Annotated in this window: 18 protein-coding genes; all 18 read right to left on the reverse strand. The window is 35.8% G+C overall.

All coding sequences use genetic code 11. The features are described 5' to 3' along the window. On the reverse strand, positions 1-432 hold a 432-nt coding region (locus tag OCV88_RS10025; protein WP_262591159.1), incomplete at its 3' end, for a GtrA family protein. Further along, entirely contained in the window at positions 425-2,203 is a 1,779-nt protein-coding gene (locus OCV88_RS10030; protein ID WP_158425378.1) for a DUF6020 family protein, read from the reverse strand. The genes OCV88_RS10025 and OCV88_RS10030, both read right to left, overlap by 8 nt. Before the next feature lie 32 nt (positions 2,204-2,235). Continuing rightward, positions 2,236-3,180, reverse strand: coding sequence for a glycosyltransferase family 2 protein (locus tag OCV88_RS10035; protein WP_158425379.1), 945 nt, complete (start codon positions 3,178-3,180; stop codon positions 2,236-2,238). Positions 3,181-3,216: 36 nt separating this feature from the next. Continuing rightward, positions 3,217-4,329 (reverse strand): UDP-galactopyranose mutase, encoded by a 1,113-nt coding sequence (gene glf, locus OCV88_RS10040; RefSeq protein WP_158425380.1) that lies wholly within the window; start codon positions 4,327-4,329, stop codon positions 3,217-3,219. Between the two features lie 120 nt (positions 4,330-4,449). Beyond that, entirely contained in the window at positions 4,450-5,577 is a 1,128-nt protein-coding gene (locus OCV88_RS10045; RefSeq protein ID WP_262591160.1) for a glycosyltransferase family 2 protein, read from the reverse strand. An 85-nt stretch (positions 5,578-5,662) separates the two neighbouring features. Further along, positions 5,663-6,640, reverse strand: coding sequence for a glycosyltransferase family 2 protein (locus OCV88_RS10050; RefSeq protein WP_158425382.1), 978 nt, complete (start codon positions 6,638-6,640; stop codon positions 5,663-5,665). Between the two features lie 17 nt (positions 6,641-6,657). Beyond that, positions 6,658-7,779 (reverse strand): glycosyltransferase, encoded by a 1,122-nt coding sequence (locus tag OCV88_RS10055; protein WP_158425383.1) that lies wholly within the window; start codon positions 7,777-7,779, stop codon positions 6,658-6,660. A 63-nt stretch (positions 7,780-7,842) separates the two neighbouring features. Then, positions 7,843-9,027, reverse strand: a complete 1,185-nt coding sequence (locus OCV88_RS10060; RefSeq protein ID WP_158425384.1) for a nucleotide sugar dehydrogenase — start codon at positions 9,025-9,027, stop codon at positions 7,843-7,845. Beyond that, entirely contained in the window at positions 9,024-10,109 is a 1,086-nt protein-coding gene (locus OCV88_RS10065) for an NAD-dependent epimerase/dehydratase family protein (protein ID WP_158425385.1), read from the reverse strand. The genes OCV88_RS10060 and OCV88_RS10065 overlap by 4 nt, the downstream gene beginning before the upstream one ends. A 15-nt stretch (positions 10,110-10,124) precedes the next feature. Beyond that, on the reverse strand, positions 10,125-10,841 hold the full coding sequence (locus tag OCV88_RS10070) for an IspD/TarI family cytidylyltransferase (protein WP_158425386.1): 717 nt from the start codon (positions 10,839-10,841) through the stop codon (positions 10,125-10,127). Positions 10,842-10,873: 32 nt separating this feature from the next. Then, entirely contained in the window at positions 10,874-12,634 is a 1,761-nt protein-coding gene (locus OCV88_RS10075; protein WP_262591163.1) for a CDP-glycerol glycerophosphotransferase family protein, read from the reverse strand. Between the two features lie 68 nt (positions 12,635-12,702). Further along, positions 12,703-13,437: an ABC transporter ATP-binding protein gene (locus OCV88_RS10080; RefSeq protein ID WP_158425388.1), complete on the reverse strand. Its 735-nt coding sequence runs from the start codon at positions 13,435-13,437 to the stop codon at positions 12,703-12,705. 2 nt (positions 13,438-13,439) lie between these two features. Then, positions 13,440-14,222 (reverse strand): ABC transporter permease, encoded by a 783-nt coding sequence (locus tag OCV88_RS10085; RefSeq protein WP_158425389.1) that lies wholly within the window; start codon positions 14,220-14,222, stop codon positions 13,440-13,442. 130 nt (positions 14,223-14,352) lie between these two features. After that, positions 14,353-15,195, reverse strand: coding sequence for a LicD family protein (locus tag OCV88_RS10090; protein ID WP_158425390.1), 843 nt, complete (start codon positions 15,193-15,195; stop codon positions 14,353-14,355). Continuing rightward, a complete protein-coding gene (locus tag OCV88_RS10095) occupies positions 15,192-16,049 on the reverse strand; it encodes a LicD family protein (protein ID WP_158425391.1) in 858 nt (285 codons plus the stop codon). The genes OCV88_RS10090 and OCV88_RS10095 overlap by 4 nt, the downstream gene beginning before the upstream one ends. Before the next feature lie 4 nt (positions 16,050-16,053). Then, positions 16,054-16,602, reverse strand: a complete 549-nt coding sequence (locus OCV88_RS10100; protein ID WP_158425392.1) for an acyltransferase — start codon at positions 16,600-16,602, stop codon at positions 16,054-16,056. A gap of 18 nt (positions 16,603-16,620) precedes the next feature. Continuing rightward, complete coding sequence (locus tag OCV88_RS10105; RefSeq protein WP_158425393.1) at positions 16,621-18,054, reverse strand: sugar transferase; 1,434 nt, start codon at positions 18,052-18,054, stop codon at positions 16,621-16,623. 100 nt (positions 18,055-18,154) lie between these two features. Further along, on the reverse strand, positions 18,155-19,813 hold the full coding sequence (gene leuA, locus OCV88_RS10110; RefSeq protein WP_158425394.1) for a 2-isopropylmalate synthase: 1,659 nt from the start codon (positions 19,811-19,813) through the stop codon (positions 18,155-18,157). Positions 19,814-19,833: the final 20 nt, after the last annotated feature.

Consider the following 19,833-nt stretch of genomic DNA (forward strand, 5'->3'; position numbering starts at 1 on the left):
TATAATGTAATTTAAGATTATAACGACTATCTGTGCAAATATCTTTACTGCTATGCTACCAAAATCCAATTTTGTAATAAAAATGTATAGAATACATTCTTCAACTAGTAATGTCGCCAATCGACCTGTAAAAAATTTTATTATTTCCTTTACCAAAAGTGCAATTGTTCTTGTACGAATATTAAAAACCCATATTTTATTCGTTATATACGCAAATAATACAGCTAAAATCCAAGACCAGAAATTAGCAATCAGCTCATTTAAGTTTAAACTAAGGTCAAAGTATGTATAGGACCCCACACTTACTATAAATGATGCTCCACCAAAAAATAAATATAATAAAAGCTCCTTATGCATTTTATAAAATGGATAAAAACATTTTAATATTGGCAAAGACATTATTTTATCAAATATATCCCTTTTACTATCCATATGCCTCTTCTTTCTTTAAGCCAAATATATAATATACACAAGCTATTAATACTGGAATAGCTGCCATTAATGGCATTGAATATCTAATATACGCATTTACTGGAGAAGCCACACAAATTAATACATTGAAAATTAACGGTATAGTAATAACTAGAAATTTATATCGTTTACTTTTCAATATAAATAATATACTTGCTAACAAAATCCAAGTATAAGTGCCACATGTCATTAAAAGAGATATTCCCGGCATATGCTGAACAAATGTTACACATTCCATAACTTTTGTCCTTACTCCATTATTCATAATATAATTTATTTTTAATTCACCTGTATTCAAAGGTTCACCCATAATATAAAACTTAAATGCACTTAATTCCTCATATATATAGGGAGGGTAAAAATATCCAAAACAATTATTAATAGTCGCAGAAATGTAATCGCCGGGATATTGATACAACATACTTTTCCAAGTATCCATATACTCTGCAAATTCCTCATCAGTAGCTTTTAAATTTGCTTTGCTTTTAACAGGATCGGATAAACACGGATTATATCTTTCAACCAATGTATCATAATTTAACACTTTATCAATAGATCTCCGCTCATCCTCTGTTAGATCATCACCATGATATTTAACTGCTCGGGCTGTTTGCTGAAAAAATACAGAATGAGCCTCATACGGTGCACCTTTTGTTTCAATTAAATTTGGTGTCAAAATTTGTCCATATACCATGTTAATTATTAGTATTAAAATAATACTCAAAACAATTTTTAATTTTGATCTAAAAATGACAAATAATGTTCCTATCAAAGTAGGTAAAACAATAAATAGTCCATCTTTTCTGAAAATAATAAGTAAACAAGACAGTAAAACTATCCCGATTATTTCTTTCTTTGTGATAGCATTTTTTCTCATTACAATTTGAACTATTTTCGTAAAGAAAAGAGCAAAAAAAGCATAATATAATGTATCTTTTCCCACTGTTTGAGCATAAGCCCCCCACATTGGCAATAAAGAGAAAAAAAGCAAAGTTAAAATAGGAAACAATTTATTAATTTTCAGACTGTTAATATATGCACTTATATATCCATATATGAATGCACACAAGACAGATTGAAATAGCACAAATAAAAACACTCCAAAATTTAGATCAATAATACTTCCTAAACTTACAAAGCCGCCAATTAAATACGTAGTTAAAACAGGATGATGATCGGACATTGGCCAAATCCCAAAAAACATATCTAATTGATAATACCCGTCATATGGAATACTTCCCGGATAAAAAATTATTAAATAAGGCAGCCAAGTAATAAAAATAATTAAAGCAAAAAACAGTATAGGGTATTTTAAATTAAAATTTTTCGCAAATACATATTTCTTTCTTCTTGCCAATAAGACCTTTTTTAATATAATATCCAGAATCACATAGTACAAAACGCAAAAACCCACAAATGCAATGCAACTAATGACAACTTTCGTAACATTGCCAGTTAGTAATTTCGCGCTATTTGTTAACGTATAACTCACCCCTATAAGTGTAAAAACGGAATAAATTGCTCCTAAAAATAATATTAAAAAATCAATTTTTATAAATAAAGCCCCAAAATATTTTTTGTAAATAAAATATAAAACTCCAAATATTAATAATCCTACAAAACTAATATTATTTGCAAACTTCCCATTTTGTTGAAATAATATAGAAAGGGTACTTATATAAGCTAAAATAATACAAATAATATTAAAAACATACTTATTTTTTTGAATCATGAATTATCTTTTCCTATTTCTTCCTTAAACTCTTATCGCATATCTTTTACATATTTAAAATTAATTGCTGTATTCTGCAATTCCTGTTCAAAATCCTGCTTATTTTTCTGATTAATAGTATTTAAAATCAGTCCTGCAAACAAAGCTTGTATCGCTGCCAGCATTGTAAAACCACTAACTATCAATGTTGGCATTTTTTCTACAACTCCCGTATTAAGAAAAGAAATAAATACCGGTAAAAAGAATCCCATACTAATTAAGAACAATATAAAGGCAACTATTGAGAAAAAATGAAACGGTTTATAATTTTTATACAACTTTAGTATTGTTCGAAGAACCTTTATGCCATCTGTATATGTGTTTAATTTAGATTCACTTCCTTCTGGCCTATCTCTATATTCAATAACAACATTTTCTACAAACATATTTTTATCTACTGCATGTATGCTCATTTCTGTCTCGATCTCAAAGCCCTTGGATAATACTGGAAATGTTTTAACAAATTGATAACTAAACGCTCTATAACCTGTCATAATATCCTTTATATTACTTTTGAATAACCGATTAATCGTTTTTCTAACTAAATTGTTCCCAAGATTATGAAAAGGTCTCTTATTTTCTTCAAAATATGTGGAGGATAATCTATCCCCCACCACCATATCCACATTCTTTGTAATTACTTTATTAACCATCTCAACCGAAAACTCTGCTGGATAAGTATCATCTCCATCCGTCATTATATAACATTCTGCATCTATATCCCTAAACATTCTTCGAATAACATTTCCTTTTCCTTGTTGGTATTCATACTTAACAACCGCACCTGCCTCTCGTGCAATAGTATCTGTTCCATCATCAGAATTATTATCATAAACATAAATTTTTGCTTCAGGTAATGCTTTTTTGAAATCTTTTACAACTTTTCCTATTGTTTTACTCTCATTATAGCAAGGAATCAAAACTGCTATTTTGTCCATAAAATTTTCCTCTCTAAGTAATCACTAAATTTAAACCTATACCAAACTTTTTAACTCATTTTCTACCACCTTAAGTGCTGCATCTATCACTTTATCCATATCATAATATCTGTACTCGCCCAATCTGCCCCCAAAGATTATATTTCTTTCATTTTCACATAATGCTTTATATTGTTTTACAAGCTTCTCATTTTTTTCATCATTTACCGGATAATAAGGTTCGTCACCAGGTTTCCACTCACTTGGATATTCCTTAGAAATCACTGTTACTGGTTGCTTTCCATATTCAAAATGTTTATGTTCAATAATACGCGTATAAGGAACTTCTCTTTCTGTATAATTTACAACGGCATTTCCTTGATAATTTTCTATATTCAGAACTTCTGTTTCAAATTTAACTGAACGATATTCCAAAACCCCAAGTTTAAAGTCAAAGAACTCGTCCAACATCCCTGTATAAACCGTCTTTACTGCAATATCTTGATGGGTTTTCCGAAATTCAAAGTAATCAGTATTCAGGATAACGTCAGAGCCTTCCAGCATCTTTTCTATAATTTTTGTATAACCGCCAATTGGAATTCCCTGATACCGATCATTGAAATAATTGTTATCATAAATAAAACGTAAAGGTAAACGTTTAATAATAAAGGCCGGAAGATCTTTGCAATCCCTTCCCCACTGTTTTTCTGTATAACCTTTTATTAGTTTTTGATACACGTCCCTTCCTACAAGTGATAAAGCCTGTTCTTCTAAATTTTTAGGATTCTGAATACGTAATTCTGCAATCTGATCCTGGATCTTTTGTTTTGCCTCCTGGGGCGTCTTTATCCCCCACATTTTACTAAATGTATTCATATTAAAGGGAAGATTATATAATTCATTTTTGTATACAGCAACAGGTGAATTTATATAATTATTAAATTCTGCAAACTGTCCAACATAGTCCCATATTTTTTTATTAGAAGTATGAAAAATATGGGCACCATATTTATGAACATTAATTCCCTCTATTTCTTCACAATAAATATTTCCTGCAATGTGATTTCTTTTTTCTACAACAAGACACTTCTTTCCTTGTTTCGTCATCTCATTTGCAAATACTGCTCCAAATGGACCTGCTCCAACAACTAAATAATCATATTTTTTCATTATTAAACCTCCAGTTATTAATTTATTTTTTGCTCTTCAAATAAATATATTTAATTTTATAATTATACACTTTTATCCTTACATAGTAAATATAGCCAAAGCGAAATATAAAGCCAGAATTTATTTCTTAAATCTCCAAATTTTTTTTACTTTCCTTGGTATAGCTGTAGCTATAAGACCGACTTTATAGGACTTTGATTTATATGCCTTTTTATATTTTGTACATTCACTTCGCAATTCATCCACTTTTCTTTTTCGTTCAATACTTTTATAAAGTAAAAATTCCGGCGCCTCATGTTTTAAAATAAAATTAAGATCTGTATAATACCAACTTTTATAAAAATAACTCTTTTCAAATTGATCTAATCTAAAATTTTGAAAACCTTCCTGCCTATATTTATCATATAACAAGCAGAACATATCATAATCTGTCTGCAAATTTAATGAATGCATAAACCCATCCACAACACGATTAAAAAAACTTTGTTCGACCATTGCAAATTCCTTATATTCTCTCATTTTTTCATAAGTATATAAATATGATTCATATGCACAAAACACCGTTCCGGATGCTTTTCCGCTTAAACTGTCCTTATTATTTACCCGATAAGTTATTAAGGAATTTTCTACATAAGTAATTCTTTCTGCAAGAAAAAAGGCCATTAAAGTAAAATATGTATCATTTGCCTGTTTTAAATCTTGAAACTCTAATCCATTATCTTCTATAAAACTTCTCCGATACATTTTATTCCAGGGAACATTCGTAGCAAAATTAAACAAATATTTTGGAAGAATATTTTTATTAATAATGTCTTTATTGCCAAGCATACTTTTATTCAAATAAACATTTGTAGAAATCAGACTATCTGTCTTTTGATCATATCTCTGAGCAGAACACACACAAATATCTGCATCTTCCTGTTTTGAACGTTTATACATTATCTCTAAAGCATTATATGCAAAGCGATCATCCGAATCCCAGAATACAACATACTCTCCAACAGCCTTTTTCAAGCCCTGATTCCTGGCAACACCCGCATATAAATTCTTCTGACTGATTAATTTTATCCTAGAATCATTTGCTTGCATCTCTGTAATAGTCTTCACAGATTCGTCGGTCGAGCCATCGTCTATACAAATTATTTCAATCTCCTCCAAACTCTGATGTATTACATCTTTCAATGTATCTTGCAGATAAATTTGTGCATTATAAACAGGCATAATAACCGAAACTTTAACGTTATTCATTCTTCTCCTCCAGCCACACTTCAAAAAATATATTGTAATAGCAGAAGCCATTGCTTACGGCCCCCCGTCACAATGGCTTCTATTTTTAACTTCCAAAATACTCCTTAAAATCTAATTCATTTATCTTTTTATATTTTTCAAATTCTTTTTTATTATAAAAATATTCCTCCGGCTTTCCACTTATCTCTAAATCAGAAAACCACTCATTTTTTAATTGATTATATAATACCTCTTTCTTAGCACCATTTAACGTCTCAAGATTCCACAAACTAAAATGAAGTGCATAATTAATATAATCCTGTTTCACTTCCCAGTATACGCCATAATCAATTAAATTAGCCTTCAGCGCTTTTAGCGCCTCATAAAAACACTGCCAGGACTTTTCTCTTGTATTTGAAAGAGAATTTGGATTATTTCTGCGCTGATGTGCCAGTATCTCATCAATTACAGTTATTCTTTTGGCTAAAACAACGGCAGAGAAAACAAACAGCATATCATTTGAGGTTCTCTGCTCCTGAAACCATAATTCGTGATCTTTTACGAATTGAGTCTCAAATATTTTATCCCAGGCCCAGCCAACAAAAACTTTAAATATATTTCCAGTAAAGGTCCTATGGTACATCGGCTGATAACAGGGTAAATGTTCCATTCGAAGTGTCCAATTTACTTTTACAAACTGATTTAAATCCTCTCTAAACTGATCTGATCTGAATACAGCAATTTGGGCCCTATCATTCTTGGCTTGTTTATAAGCCTTTTCCAACATTTCAGGTTCAAAAAAATCATCGGAATCAAGAAACGAAAGATACTCCCCCTTAGCTCTTTTTAATCCATTATTTCTGGCAGCACCTGCACCTGCATTTTCCTGCGTTATAACAGAAACCCTTGAATCTTTCTTCTCATAATTTTTAAGTATTTCCAAAGAACGATCCTGTGAACCGTCATCAATACAGATAATCTCTATTTCTTTTAAAGTCTGATTCACAATGCTGTCCATACATTGAGCTAAATAATCTTCAACATTATATACCGGTAAAATCACCGAAATTTTGGGATTGTCCATTTTTCTTCCTCACCAATTTATGCTTTTTTCAGAGACGCTTTGATTTTTCTCGGTATACAAGTCAAAGCTCTTCCAATTTTATACGAGTTAGAATTTTTCAAACGATTTAACTCATTTAAGGTTTTCTGATAATTAAAATTTGAATTACCATCGGCAAGCCCCATTACGACTTTTCTAGTATAAAACCCTTCCGGATCTTTTACAAGAAACTGTATATTAGACCAGGCCGTCGGAGTAAACACTTCCTCCTCTAATTCATTTTTTTCCAATCCACGTTTAAATTCCTGACTAAAACGCATAACATATTCTTTACGATGCTCTTCTCCTATTCTTTTAACTGTTCCCCAATAATTATTATATTTTTTAAACCAATATAATCCTTTAAATCTATTCCACAATTCTTCATCTCTAGATAAAATATCACGAATATGATCATATTCCACATTCATGCAGTATACTTTATCTTTATTATGTACAGAAGAATTTGGATTGTCTCTCCGATTCATATAATATGGTCTGTCCAAAATCATTGCACGCTGTGCAAAAATAAAAGTTTGAAACCAAAATCCATTATCTTGAAATGAAGCTCCAGGCGTCTCATTATGCCGAATATTATGTTTTTCTAAAAAGTCCCTTTTATAGATTCCACTCCAAGTATTCATTATAAATCTTAGAGCATCCGGATTTTTACTTGGATCAAATATTACATTATAATCTTCCGGATTAATAGACAAATGGTTATATGCCAACTCCATATCTCCATTATCCGAACGTTTAAATCGATAAAAATCTGCTTTTACAAAATCAAGATCATTTTCTGATGCCTTATTGTAAAGATCCTGATACATATTGATAGGCACAAAATCATCTGGTTCCACAATCCCAATATACTGGCCTGACGCTTTATCAAGGCCAATATTCATCCCGATTCCATACCCTCCATTCTCCTTATCTATCAGTACTATTCTGGAATCTTTCTGTGCATAGGCTTTTAATATTTCCAGGGAACCATCCGTAGACCCATCATTGATACATATGATCTCAATATCTGTTAAAGTCTGATTCACAAGACTTTCCATACATTCAACCAAATAATTCTCCACATTATATGTCGGTACAATTATAGATACTTTTGCCATCTTCCTTTGTTCTCCTTAATTATATTCTCAGTAACAAACTTTGTTTGATTCTACCTGTTTTTATTAATCCTTAAAATATAAATCCCTGGTATATACTTTTTCCATTATATCTTCAAGCTCCTGGCTATAACGGTTAGCGATAATCACATCACTTATTTCTTTAAATTCAGACAGACTTTTAATTACTCTGCTGTTAAAAAATAAATTTTCCTTCATAGTTGGTTCATAGATCACTACCTCAACACCATGCGCTTTTATCCTTTTCATGACCCCCTGAATGGAAGACTGCCTGAAATTATCTGAATTTGATTTCATCGTCAGCCGATAAACTCCGACAATTTTAGGATTTCTTTCAAGAATTCTCTCAGCAATAAAATCTTTTCTGGTACGGTTCGCATCCACAATAGCACCTATTATATTATTAGGAACATCTTCATAATTAGCTAAAAGCTGTTTTGTATCCTTTGGAAGACAATAACCACCATACCCAAAAGAAGGGTTATTATAGTGATTTCCAATTCTAGGATCTAGACCAATTCCATCTATAATCTCTTTCGTATTTAATCCCTTCAGTTCCGCATAAGAATCTAATTCATTAAAAAACGATACTCTCAATGCCAGATAAGTATTGGCAAATAATTTTACCGCTTCAGCCTCAGTAGGATTCGTATATAAAACATCAATATTTTCCTTAACTGCTCCCTGCTGCAAAAGCCCGGCAAAAATATGCGCTGCTTCCCTCATTTTTTTATTATCCTGCTGTGCTCCAACAATAATTCGAGACGGGTAAAGATTATCGTACAAGGCTCTCCCCTCCCGTAAAAATTCGGGTGAAAAAATAATATTCTCCGACTGGTATCTTTCTTGAATCGAAACAGTATACCCGACTGGTACTGTTGATTTAATTACAATAACAGCATTTTTATTTACTTTTAATACCTGTTCAACAGCATTCTCCACAGATGATGTATCAAAAAAATTTTTCTTTTCATCATAATTTGTCGGTGTAGAAATGATTACATAATCCGCATTTTTATATGCCATATCACCATCTAAAGTAGCTGTCAGATCTAATTCCCTCTCGGCAAGATATTCTTCAATTTCCTTGTCAACAATAGGCGATATTTTTTTATTAATCATCTCAACTTTTTCAGGTATAATATCCACTGCATATACTTTGTTATGTTGTGCAAGTAAAATAGCATTTGATAACCCTACATAACCAGTTCCTGCTACTGCTATAATCATTTTGTCTCTCCTCTTCCTACTTTTTTGTCAGCCTTAAAAATCTCTAACGTTCTGCATAACCCCCGCTTTATATCATTCCCCGGCTTCCATCCCAGCTTCCGGATCTTTTCTCCATCCATAAGCGCTTTTGTTGCCTTTGAATAGCCAGCGGCCTCCACAGCATCAGGAAGTTCAAAAACCACCTTTGTCCCAGAGACTTCCGCTATTATTCCTGCCAGATCTTTCAGCATTATATCCGATGCGGTATCTGCAACGTTATAAGCCTCACCTGCTTTTCCATAAAAAAGCGTGTATAAAATTCCTGATACGGCATCTGCAACATAAGTATAAGAATATAATTGAGTTCCCTCACTCTTCAGTATAATATTCTCTCCGGCAGCGCCTTTTTTCAAAAACTGAGAGATCGCTTTTGTGTCTGATGAAAGCATTGTGGGTCCATAGGTTCTTGCCAGTCTTGGAATTACAACATCCAATTCTCTCTGTTTCCTATAGGCCTGGCATAAAGCCTCTCCGCACCGTTTACTCTCCGGATAACCGGCCCGAAGGGTATTACAGTTAATATAACCGCAATAATCCTCTTTAAAGTAATCGGTATCTCCCTGATTTTCACCATATACCTCTACCGTTGAAGCAAACACAAACTTCTTGGTCTTATGCCTGCAGGCAAAATCCAGCAGATTATTGGTTCCTATAACATTTGTAGTAACTGTTCCTATGGGATCCGTGGCATATGCTACTGGATGGGTATTACTTGCAGCATGAAGAATATAATCTACTGTACGATATTTCTCATTCCCCAAAGGAAGATTAATATCATGAGCAGTAAACTCAAAAGTTTTCTGTTCCCAATAGTCTCTGAATCTTACCTCCGCCTTATGCACAGATCTGCCAAAGGCCAGTATTTTACAATTCATTCCATATTTTTGATTCCGGTACATCAGCACATCAATCAAAAAACTCCCTATCATACCTCCCGCACCTGTGATCAGAAAAGAACTGTTACTTAATCTTTCCCAGGGAAGGCTGGCTGCTGCAACGCTGCGAATATCTTCTATATATTTTTCATTCTGCAGTAAATTCATTTTATCTCTCCCAGCTTATTTTAACCAGTTATCTTTATCAGCTTTCAGATAAGCCTTAAACATTTCCAAATCATCTTTTGTAGTAAGTTTAATATTTTTATCAGAACCCGCTGCAAAATAAAGAGTCTCTCCAAGATCAACCATCATAGTATTCGTATAAGCCGATCCGTAAATACCGATCTCTTCTGCAAATGCTCTTTTATAAGCTGTGACCAATTTACCAAATTTATACGCCTGGGGAGTAGAAACTCTCCGCAGAGTTTCTCTTGGTATATATTGATTCGTACATGTTTCATCTGACTTTACAAAAATCTGTTCGTTATACGGCAGTGATGTAACAGCATTTCCATATTGCTTACATTTAATGATAACATCCGAAAGTACCGAAGCATCAACCAGAGGGCGGATTCCGTCATGAATAATTACCACATCGTCATCACTGCATTCATCTTCCAGATGATAAACCCCATTCCGGATTGACTCCTGTCCGGTATTTCCTCCTGATACAATCCATTTTAATTTTGTAATATTAAACTGTTTTGCATATGCTTTTAAAATATCATGCCAGCCCTCAATACAGACAACCTCTATGGCATCTATCTCAGGGTGCTTCTGAAATCCTTCCAAGGTATAAATTAAAACCGGTTTATCATATACATTTATAAACTGCTTCGGTATGTCCTGGCCCATACGGCTTCCGGAGCCACCTGCAATTATCACTGCTACATTCATATCATTTCCTCCATATACAGCTGATACCACATTTACTGCTGATATTGCCTGTATTTACTTATTAAATCATCCTGCTCTCCGCTTGTATTTAAAGCTTTATATATTAATCCTGCAACCCGTTCTGAAGCCTTTCCGTCCAAATGATCAAAATATTTTTCAGCAAACTCTCTGACCTTATTATGATAAAACTCCTCTTTTTGAACAGCTTTTTCGACTTCTTCTAATCTGCTGCATATTTTTCCCGGAACAAAGCTTTCAAAATCAAAGTAAAAATCTCTGTCACGTATGTATGACTGCAGATCAAATGTATAAAAAAGCATGGGAATATCTAGCAAAGATGCTTCAAAAACAACAGAGGAATAATCCGTAATTACCAGGTCTGTAATAAACAGCAGATCATTCACTTCTGACTCTCCTGAAAGGTCCAATACTCTGTCTGCATACACTTCAGGAATCTTATGTTTCTCCTTTACAAAAGGATGATGTTTAATAATCACCAGATAATCCTCTGGAATATTAGAAAGAAAATGTTCCAGATCAAATTTTTCCATGGGATAATAAGCATCTGTTCTTGTCTCCCCCCGGAATGTCGGCACAAATAAAATCACTCTTTTACCTTTACACTGAGGATATGATTCATAAAGATATTTTCTTATCTGGGATTTATATTCCTCGTCAAAAAATACATCTGTCCGCGGAACTCCGGTGGCATACACATGATCTGTCGAAATACCAAATCCCTCCGCATACCATTTTCTAACGCCGGAAGAACTTACTGTCACGTAATCATAATTTTTATGGCTTACACTCTCCTGAATTGTTCCTCCCTTTTTTCCAAGCCGGCTATAACCAAAGGTTTTAAAAGCGCCGCATGCGTGCCAGAGCTGAAATACTTTCGTTTCCTGCCGGAGGTTTAATTTATATAAGAAAGAAGTATATTCATCTAAAACAATTACCTTACTTGTAGCGCAAAGTACAGCGGCTTTATACATTTCCGCCAAAGACATTTTCTTTATATCCCGTCCTGGCAGAAACAGCTCAAGATGAATATTCTCATATCTTCTAAATTTGGTATATACATATTCCATATTTCCAGACAAATCCCGTCGTCTTACTGATAAAAAGGCAACTTTATTTTTCTGTACTTTCCGTGTTTTTGCCAATGCAAAAAAAATATTCAGCAGATTTATTTTAAATCCAAAAGGTGAAATCTTATGCCCGCTGAGCATTTTCATTCTGGCATTCATATCACCAACCATTCTTCTTTTTGCACTTTTCCCATTTTGAGATCGTTCTGAAGCATATGGAAGATATCCTTTTTCTGCAAGCCTTGCTGTACAAAACAGCCAGGGGCTTAATACAAGGGCGGCTGCAAAGCTGAACCAATTATATATCTTAATCCGTAACCTTGAGATACCATACCCTTTATCAATTCCTGTCTTTTGGGGAAGGATTTTCAGGCATGAATTTAAAATCTCAACCTCATAAAACTTCTGGTCTGTCTCAAAAACTTCCGGCGTTAAATCGGCAGTAATTTTCTCTTCATAATGTTCACCCAGCTGCAGGTTCAGATACATAGATATCTCTTCCAGCGGGTTGTCCGGTTTCCAGAACAGGCAGTCCAGCAAATAATCATAGGACCCGGCAAAAAACCAGCGGCCTTCATCCCAGAATAGTTCATGAATAACCAGCGGTATTCTCCTGTCTTTTGTGCCCTGTACAAAATATAATATCCATTTTGGCCGTGTCAGCTCACTGTCTGATTCTATAAAACCAGAAAAAAAAATGGTCATCGTATTTCTCTTTAATATAAGCTTTGACACTTTTATTTTATAATTCATTTGTTAACCCTTTAATTACTTTACTTCATAAATTCACGATAGTCAGCAATTACTTTCTTTGGTTCACCGATCATCTTTATCTCGCCTTCATGAAGCCACAAAATTGATGTACAGAGATTTTCCAGTGTCCCAAGGGAATGAGACACAATTACAACTGTACGATCTTTATTGGAAATCAGGCTTTTCATTTTCGCATAGCTTTTCTTTTTAAAACGTTCGTCGCCAACACTTAATACCTCATCTACCAGCATAATATCCGTTTCCAGAATGGCTGAAATTGAAAAAGCCAGCTTGGAATGCATACCGCTGGAATAAGTATTTACAGGTGCATCAACAAAATCTCCAAGCTCTGAAAATTCTATAATCTCATCGGCCTTCTTTTTAATCTCATCTTCCGAAAATCCTAAAAGCATACCGGAAAGATAAATATTTTCCCGTCCGGAAAGCTCCTTTTGAAATCCAACACCGATAGAAAGCAGGGATACACCGTACCCGTGCATATCCACTTCCCCTTCATCCGCCGAAAAAATCCCGGCAAGTGTCCGAAGCAGTGTAGACTTTCCGCTGCCGTTTTTACCGATAATTCCAAGAATCTCTCCTCTTGGGACTTCAAAAGAAATCCCCTTGATTGCTTCAAAAGTTTTAGGTCCTTTATCTCTCTGATGTTTTTTCAGCAGCTGTTTTTTTATAGAAAATTTATTTAGTTTACGGTACCTTACCACCAGATCTTTTACGGTAATTGCAATTTCGTTCATAATTAAATCACCTTTGCATAACTGTTCTCAAATTTGTAGATTTTATGAATGCCAAACGCACAGATTATCAAACTGACTGCCAGCCAGATACCCAGCCATTTTAAATTTGGAGTCGTTTGATAAATCAAAGCTTTTCTGGCTTCGTCGATGAGACACGCCAGTGGATTCAACCGAAGCATATAATGATTATAAGGCGCCGGAATCCTTGTATCTATCGCATAAAAAATACCTGTGGCATAAAATACAAATCGAAGAAGGATCTTTATTATATTATCAAGATCATCTACAAATACACCAAAATGCATAATTACACAGGATAAACCAAAGATCAGCAATGACAAAATCGCCAGAATAGGAAAAATCCACAGCACATTTAAAGAGACCGGAACTCTCCATACTACCATCATTCCCACAATTACAACAAAGGAAATGAGCATTTTGAAAAAGTTTACCATCATCTTTGTTTCCACCAGAACAAATTTCGGCAGGTAAACTTTTGTTACAATTGCTTTATTATTTTTTACAAGCCTTACGCTGGTGCTGACTGTACGGTTAAAATAATCCCATAAAGTCAGACCGATAAAAATATATATCGGGAAAAATTTTTCGCTTCCTCCAAATACAAATCCAAAAATAAATGTATAAATCAGCATCATACAAATCGGATTAAAAATCCACCAAAGCCAGTTCAGATAAGAACCAGCCACTTCTGCATTCAATGCAGATCTGGCAGAATAAATAGAATATTTAAAATATTTTTGAAAATCTATAAAAAAACGTTTCATCGTTTTTATATTCCTCCGCTTGCCGCCTCATCCCGGATGCAGGCATATTTTATTCATTTTATCACAGCAGTATATAAACTGCAAGAAACCGGCAGGTTCTGTCAGAATCCGCCTGTTTCATTCCTGTTCCTTAATTTCCAAATTCGATCTCATGGCCCGTCCGTTCCTGCTCCGGCGGCAGTATCATATAGTTTCCGTATACATGCTTTAAATAGGTATCATAGTCTGCAGGACAGCAGATTTCTGTATCTTCAAAAGGCAGCATACATCCTTTGCCGAAAACCCGCTTGGGAACAAACTCTTTTTCCTTATAAATCCCGTAAGTATTTCCCACAAGAGCGGAACTTTCATAAGAATATTTTTTGCAGAGATTATCAAACCGCCGAAATGCTTTTATAGTATCAACGGCTTTATAAAGTCCGGTTTTTAATCCGGTTTTGATTATCATCATCTGCTTTTTACTTCTGGTTTTTCCGGTGCCCATGCATTTATCCATAAGCGAAAAGGAAATCATTTTCCTGGCCTTTAACATTTTTTCATGATGTTTCCGGAATACATGGGCTTCGGTTGGCATTCCGTCTATTGGCATAATATCAATCCAGGCATAGATATTCTTTTTCACCACAGAATTTTTTGCATAAAATTCCCGTACAAGGGTTACACTGGTATCCTCTATTTTACAAAAATAGGTTCTGTACTCATCATCTGTTTCAATGGTTCTGAGCCTATAGCGTCCTGTAAGTTCTGTGCCGGCAATTTTCAAAAACTTCTCATAGTCCGTTCTTGGCATCCCCATATCCACATCATCATCCCAGGGAATAAACCCCTGATGGCGCACTGCCCCAAGCAGCGTTCCCCCAAGAGCGAAATACTGTAATTTATGCTTTCTGCAGATTTCTGCAAACAGCTTTATCATCTCAAGATTCACGGACTGCAGTTTTTGCATACCCGCATTTTGTATCTCATCTGTCATACTTTATCTTCTCCGAACTCAATTTTACTGATTGTATGTTTATCTTTATGTGCATCACTTGGGGGAATCTGATAATCCCCGTAAAACTGCCGCAGATAAGGATCGTACACCGAAGGTCCTGTCAGCATCAGATCTTCAAAGGGATACTTGCTGTTATCGCCAAACCATTCTCTTGGAATTAATTCTTTGTATACATACGCGCCAAAAAAATTCATTACATATTTTGAATGTTCAAAAGAAAATTTCTGCAGTTTCCGGTCAAGTCTGTCCAGAATTTTTTTACTGTCCATATTTCTTCCGAACCTTGTTTTCTGCCCTATTTTTATAATAATCCTCTGATACAGCGGGCGGCCCGGACGCATTAGATTTACCATCTTTTCAAAGCAGGAAAAGTGATACATCACCCGGATTGCAGACAGCCTGGTAAAAAACAGCCATCTGCGCAGCCTGTTATCAGGTGTCCCATCCAATGGAAAAATATCAATCCATGCATGTTCCACCAGGGTATCTGTATTAGAATCATTATAAATTTTCACTCTGGTATCCACCAGTCTGCTGAAATACCGCAGATACTCCTGATCCTTCTTATAGTTGAGAAATACCATATAATCCGGAATCTGGTATTTTACCAGCTCCATAAATTTTTTATAATCCTCCCGGGGCATTCCGATATCCACATCATCGTCCCAGGGGATAAAGCCCTGATGGCGCACGGCTCCAAGCATCGTTCCGCCGATCAGATAATATTTCAGATTATTTTTCTCACAAATTTCTGCAAACGTCTTCAGCAGATTCAGTTCATACAGCTGAAGCTGGCGCAGCATTGAGTTATCGTCTTGATTGTATACCGCCATGTTTCTAATCCTTATGTTTTTTATTAAATTCTGCCCAGAGCTTTTCCGGACTGGATACAGGTTTTACAGGTTTCAAACGTTTTTCTATTGTTTCATCAAAGGATGCGATTTTGCGGGCCGGTGAACCACCCACCACCGTTCCCGGCAAAACGTCATGTGTTACGACGCTGCCGGCTCCTACAATCGCATTAGGACCGATTTTCACACCTGGCAACACAATAACATCCGCCCCGATAAACACATTGTCCATAATTTCAATACAGTCATATTTTTTACCATATTTTTTATCGAACATCCCAGATAATACTACATCAATTCTATCATGATTTACAAATCTGACATTAGTGGCAATGGACACATTACTATGAATCTTTAACAGCTTAGGATCTGCAGGCATGATTCTGGAATAGAAGTACACATTTTCACCGATTTCTGCCAGAATGTCATGTTTACGCAGATAATCTGCTCTGGAAAAACCGTTCTTTAATAACTGAAACCAGAATTTCCGGACAAATATCTGATACCTTTTCATTAAATTTTTCAATTTTTTCATTGGTCCATAACTCCCGCTTTATTCTGCACCCTTTCGGGCCAGAACCACCTCTACCGTTTTCAGGATAATCTTCATATCCTCTTTTAAACTCCAGTTTTCAATATATTTCTCATCCAGCTTCACTACTTCTTCAAAGTTCGTAATCCTGTTTCTTCCACTGACCTGCCATAACCCTGTCAATCCGGGTTTTATGGAAAGCCTCACCTTATGTCTGACCTCATATTGATTATATTCGTCCAGTGTAGGAGGTCTGGTGCCCACAAGACTCATATCTCCTTTTAAAATATTCCAGAACTGGGGAAACTCATCTAAGCTTGTCTTTCGTATAAAGTTTCCGATTCCTTTTCCTTCTCCTTTTTCGCAGCCGATAATCCGGGGATCATTTTTCATTTTAAACATCTGTCCCTGCATCTCATTATGCTGCATCAGATCCTTCTTTTTCTGATCTGCATCCATACACATAGAGCGAAACTTGTACATCTTAAAAATACGGCCGTTTCTTCCTACCCGTTCCTGGCTGTAAAAGACCGGTCCCGGAGACTGCTTTTTGATAATAGGAGCAAGTATCAAAAATAAAACTCCCGTTACAGCAACTCCTATAAGCCCTGCTCCAATGTCCGACAGGCGTTTTAAAAGCTTCTGCCAGTTTTGCATAGAATGGATAGCGGTTGTCACTACTGTAAAGCCTCCTACCCGTTCCACAAATTTATTTGGAAGTTCATCACTCAGATAGTCCATAGCAATATGCACGCTGATCCCCATATAGATCATCGTCTTAACAATTTTCTGATAACTGTCATTATATTCAGCACTCCACAGCACCTCATCTACTACATGTGTCCTGAGATATTCAGTTATCTCATCTGCGTTGCACACCACCTTGGTTTTCCCGATGGTCTGTCCTCTCATATCTTCGTCAATGATTACAAGTCCTGCCAGATTGAAATTATTATACATGCGCTTCCTGAATTTCTCAAGAACGCTTGGCGCATAGTTTTCATAGGTAACCACCAGCATATATGGCAGTCCAACACCTTTTCGAATTCTCTTCCGGATCACCCTTTTCCAGCAGAACCGCTCTATATAGGTAAAAACAATGGACAGGATCCATGTCAGAACAAATACTGTACGAGAAAAATAAAAAGCCTGTTTTGTAATGTAAATGTACAAAAGCAGCACACCCAGAATCAGGGAATTATGAACTAAAACAGCCTGAAATTCCTTTAAAAATCCACGTTTAAGAATATTTTTGTAGCTGGAATTTAACAGCACGATTACAATGTCCACAACAATCAGTATCAGATTCAGTCTGACATACAGCGGCCGCAGATAAGGCGCAATATGAAACCCATGCCGCCAGGCACAGGCTGCTAAAAACGCTATTTCTATGAAAATAAGATCCCACACCAGAAAATCCCAGTGCTTTAACCAGTTCGTTTTTCCCTTACCCATATTTACCTCGCTTTTAGTACTCCTGTCTTTTTCATAATATTCCCCAAAATCATGAATAAAGAGAGGGCATTTTAGCTCCCCCTCCCCTATAAAATCTAAATCATCTCATCAGGCGATTTAACGCACTAAAGAAACTCCGGATAGACGCACGAGTAATATTGGAGCTTACGCCCACGCCAAAGGTTTCTTTCTCTGTGCGGTTATCCCGCATCTGAATATACGCCGCCGCTCTGGCATGAGAACCGCTTCCCATGGCGTGCTCACTATAGTTGCGGATACACACATCCAGATCCATATGGCTGTTAATAGCTCGTTTCACCGCATCAATGGGTCCGTTTCCATCTGCCTCTATATGCATATCTTTCCCATTGTATCTGTAATCTAAAACAATATGGGAATCTTTTTCATTCAAATCTTCCACTTTTACTTTGATAAACTCGTATGGTTCCTTCTTTGAGAGGTATTCTTCATCAAATTTATCCATAATCTGCTGAGGATCTACCTCGCCTCCCTGAACTTCAGAAAGCCGTTGAATGACATCCGCAAACTCTTTGTGCATTGCCTTTGGCATCTGATAGCCGTACATCGTATCCATAACAAAAGCAATGCCGCCTTTTCCAGACTGGCTGTTGATACGGACAACCGGTTCATATTTTCGTCCCACATCAGCCGGATCAATAGGCAGATACGGAACTTCCCAGATTCCGTCGCTGCGCTCTCTCAGCGCTCTTACACCTTTATTGATGGCATCCTGATGGGAACCTGAAAACGCCGTAAACACAAGCTTGCCTGCATACGGATGACGCATATCCACAGACATTTTACAGCATCGTTCATATATTTCAATAATTTCATTGATATTTTCAATCTCAAGCTTTGGATTAATTCCCTGGGAAAACATGTTGTACGCTATATTCAGAATATCAACATTTCCGGTTCTCTCTCCATTGCCAAAAAGCGTTCCTTCTACCCGGTCAGCTCCCGCCAGCAGTGCCAGCTCTGTAGCTGCCACCCCGGTTCCTCTGTCATTATGAGGATGAACACTTAAAATAATGTTTTCTCTATTTTTAAAATGCTTATGCATCCACTCAATCTGATCAGCATATACATTTGGCGTATTCATTTCCACTGTAGCCGGAAGGTTAAAGATCAGTTTATTGTCTCCAGAAGGCTCCCATACATCCTGTACGGCATTGCAGATATCAATTGCAAAATCCATTTCCGTACCGGTAAAACTTTCCGGCGAATACTCAAGCTGGATTCTTCCCGGAAAATCTTTGGCGCGATCCTTTACCATTTTCGTTCCATCCACTGCAATCTGTTTGATTTCTTCACGATTCATGTGAAATACAACATCTCTTTGCAGTGTAGAAGTTGAATTATATATATGGACAATAACATTTTTGATTCCCTGAATCGCTTCAAAAGTCTTATCTATCAAATGTTCTCTGCACTGCGTCAGCACCTGCACAGTTACATCATCCGGAATCATATCCCCATCCACAAGCTCCCGAAGAAAATCATATTCAATCTGAGAGGCCGCCGGAAAACCAATCTCTATTTCTTTAAATCCCAGCTTTAAAAGAAGCTGGAACATCTCCATCTTCTCTTCCACATTCATAGGTTCAATCAATGACTGGTTCCCGTCCCGCAGGTCAACACTGCACCAGACCGGCGCCTGTTCTATCTCTTTATCGGGCCATTCCCTTTCCGGATAATTTAAAACCGGAACTTTTTTATATTTTCTATAATTCAACATATTAACTCTCCTTACATCCT

Source organism: Brotonthovivens ammoniilytica, from assembly GCF_025566885.1.
Classification (GTDB): Bacteria; Bacillota; Clostridia; order Lachnospirales; family Lachnospiraceae; genus Brotonthovivens; species Brotonthovivens ammoniilytica.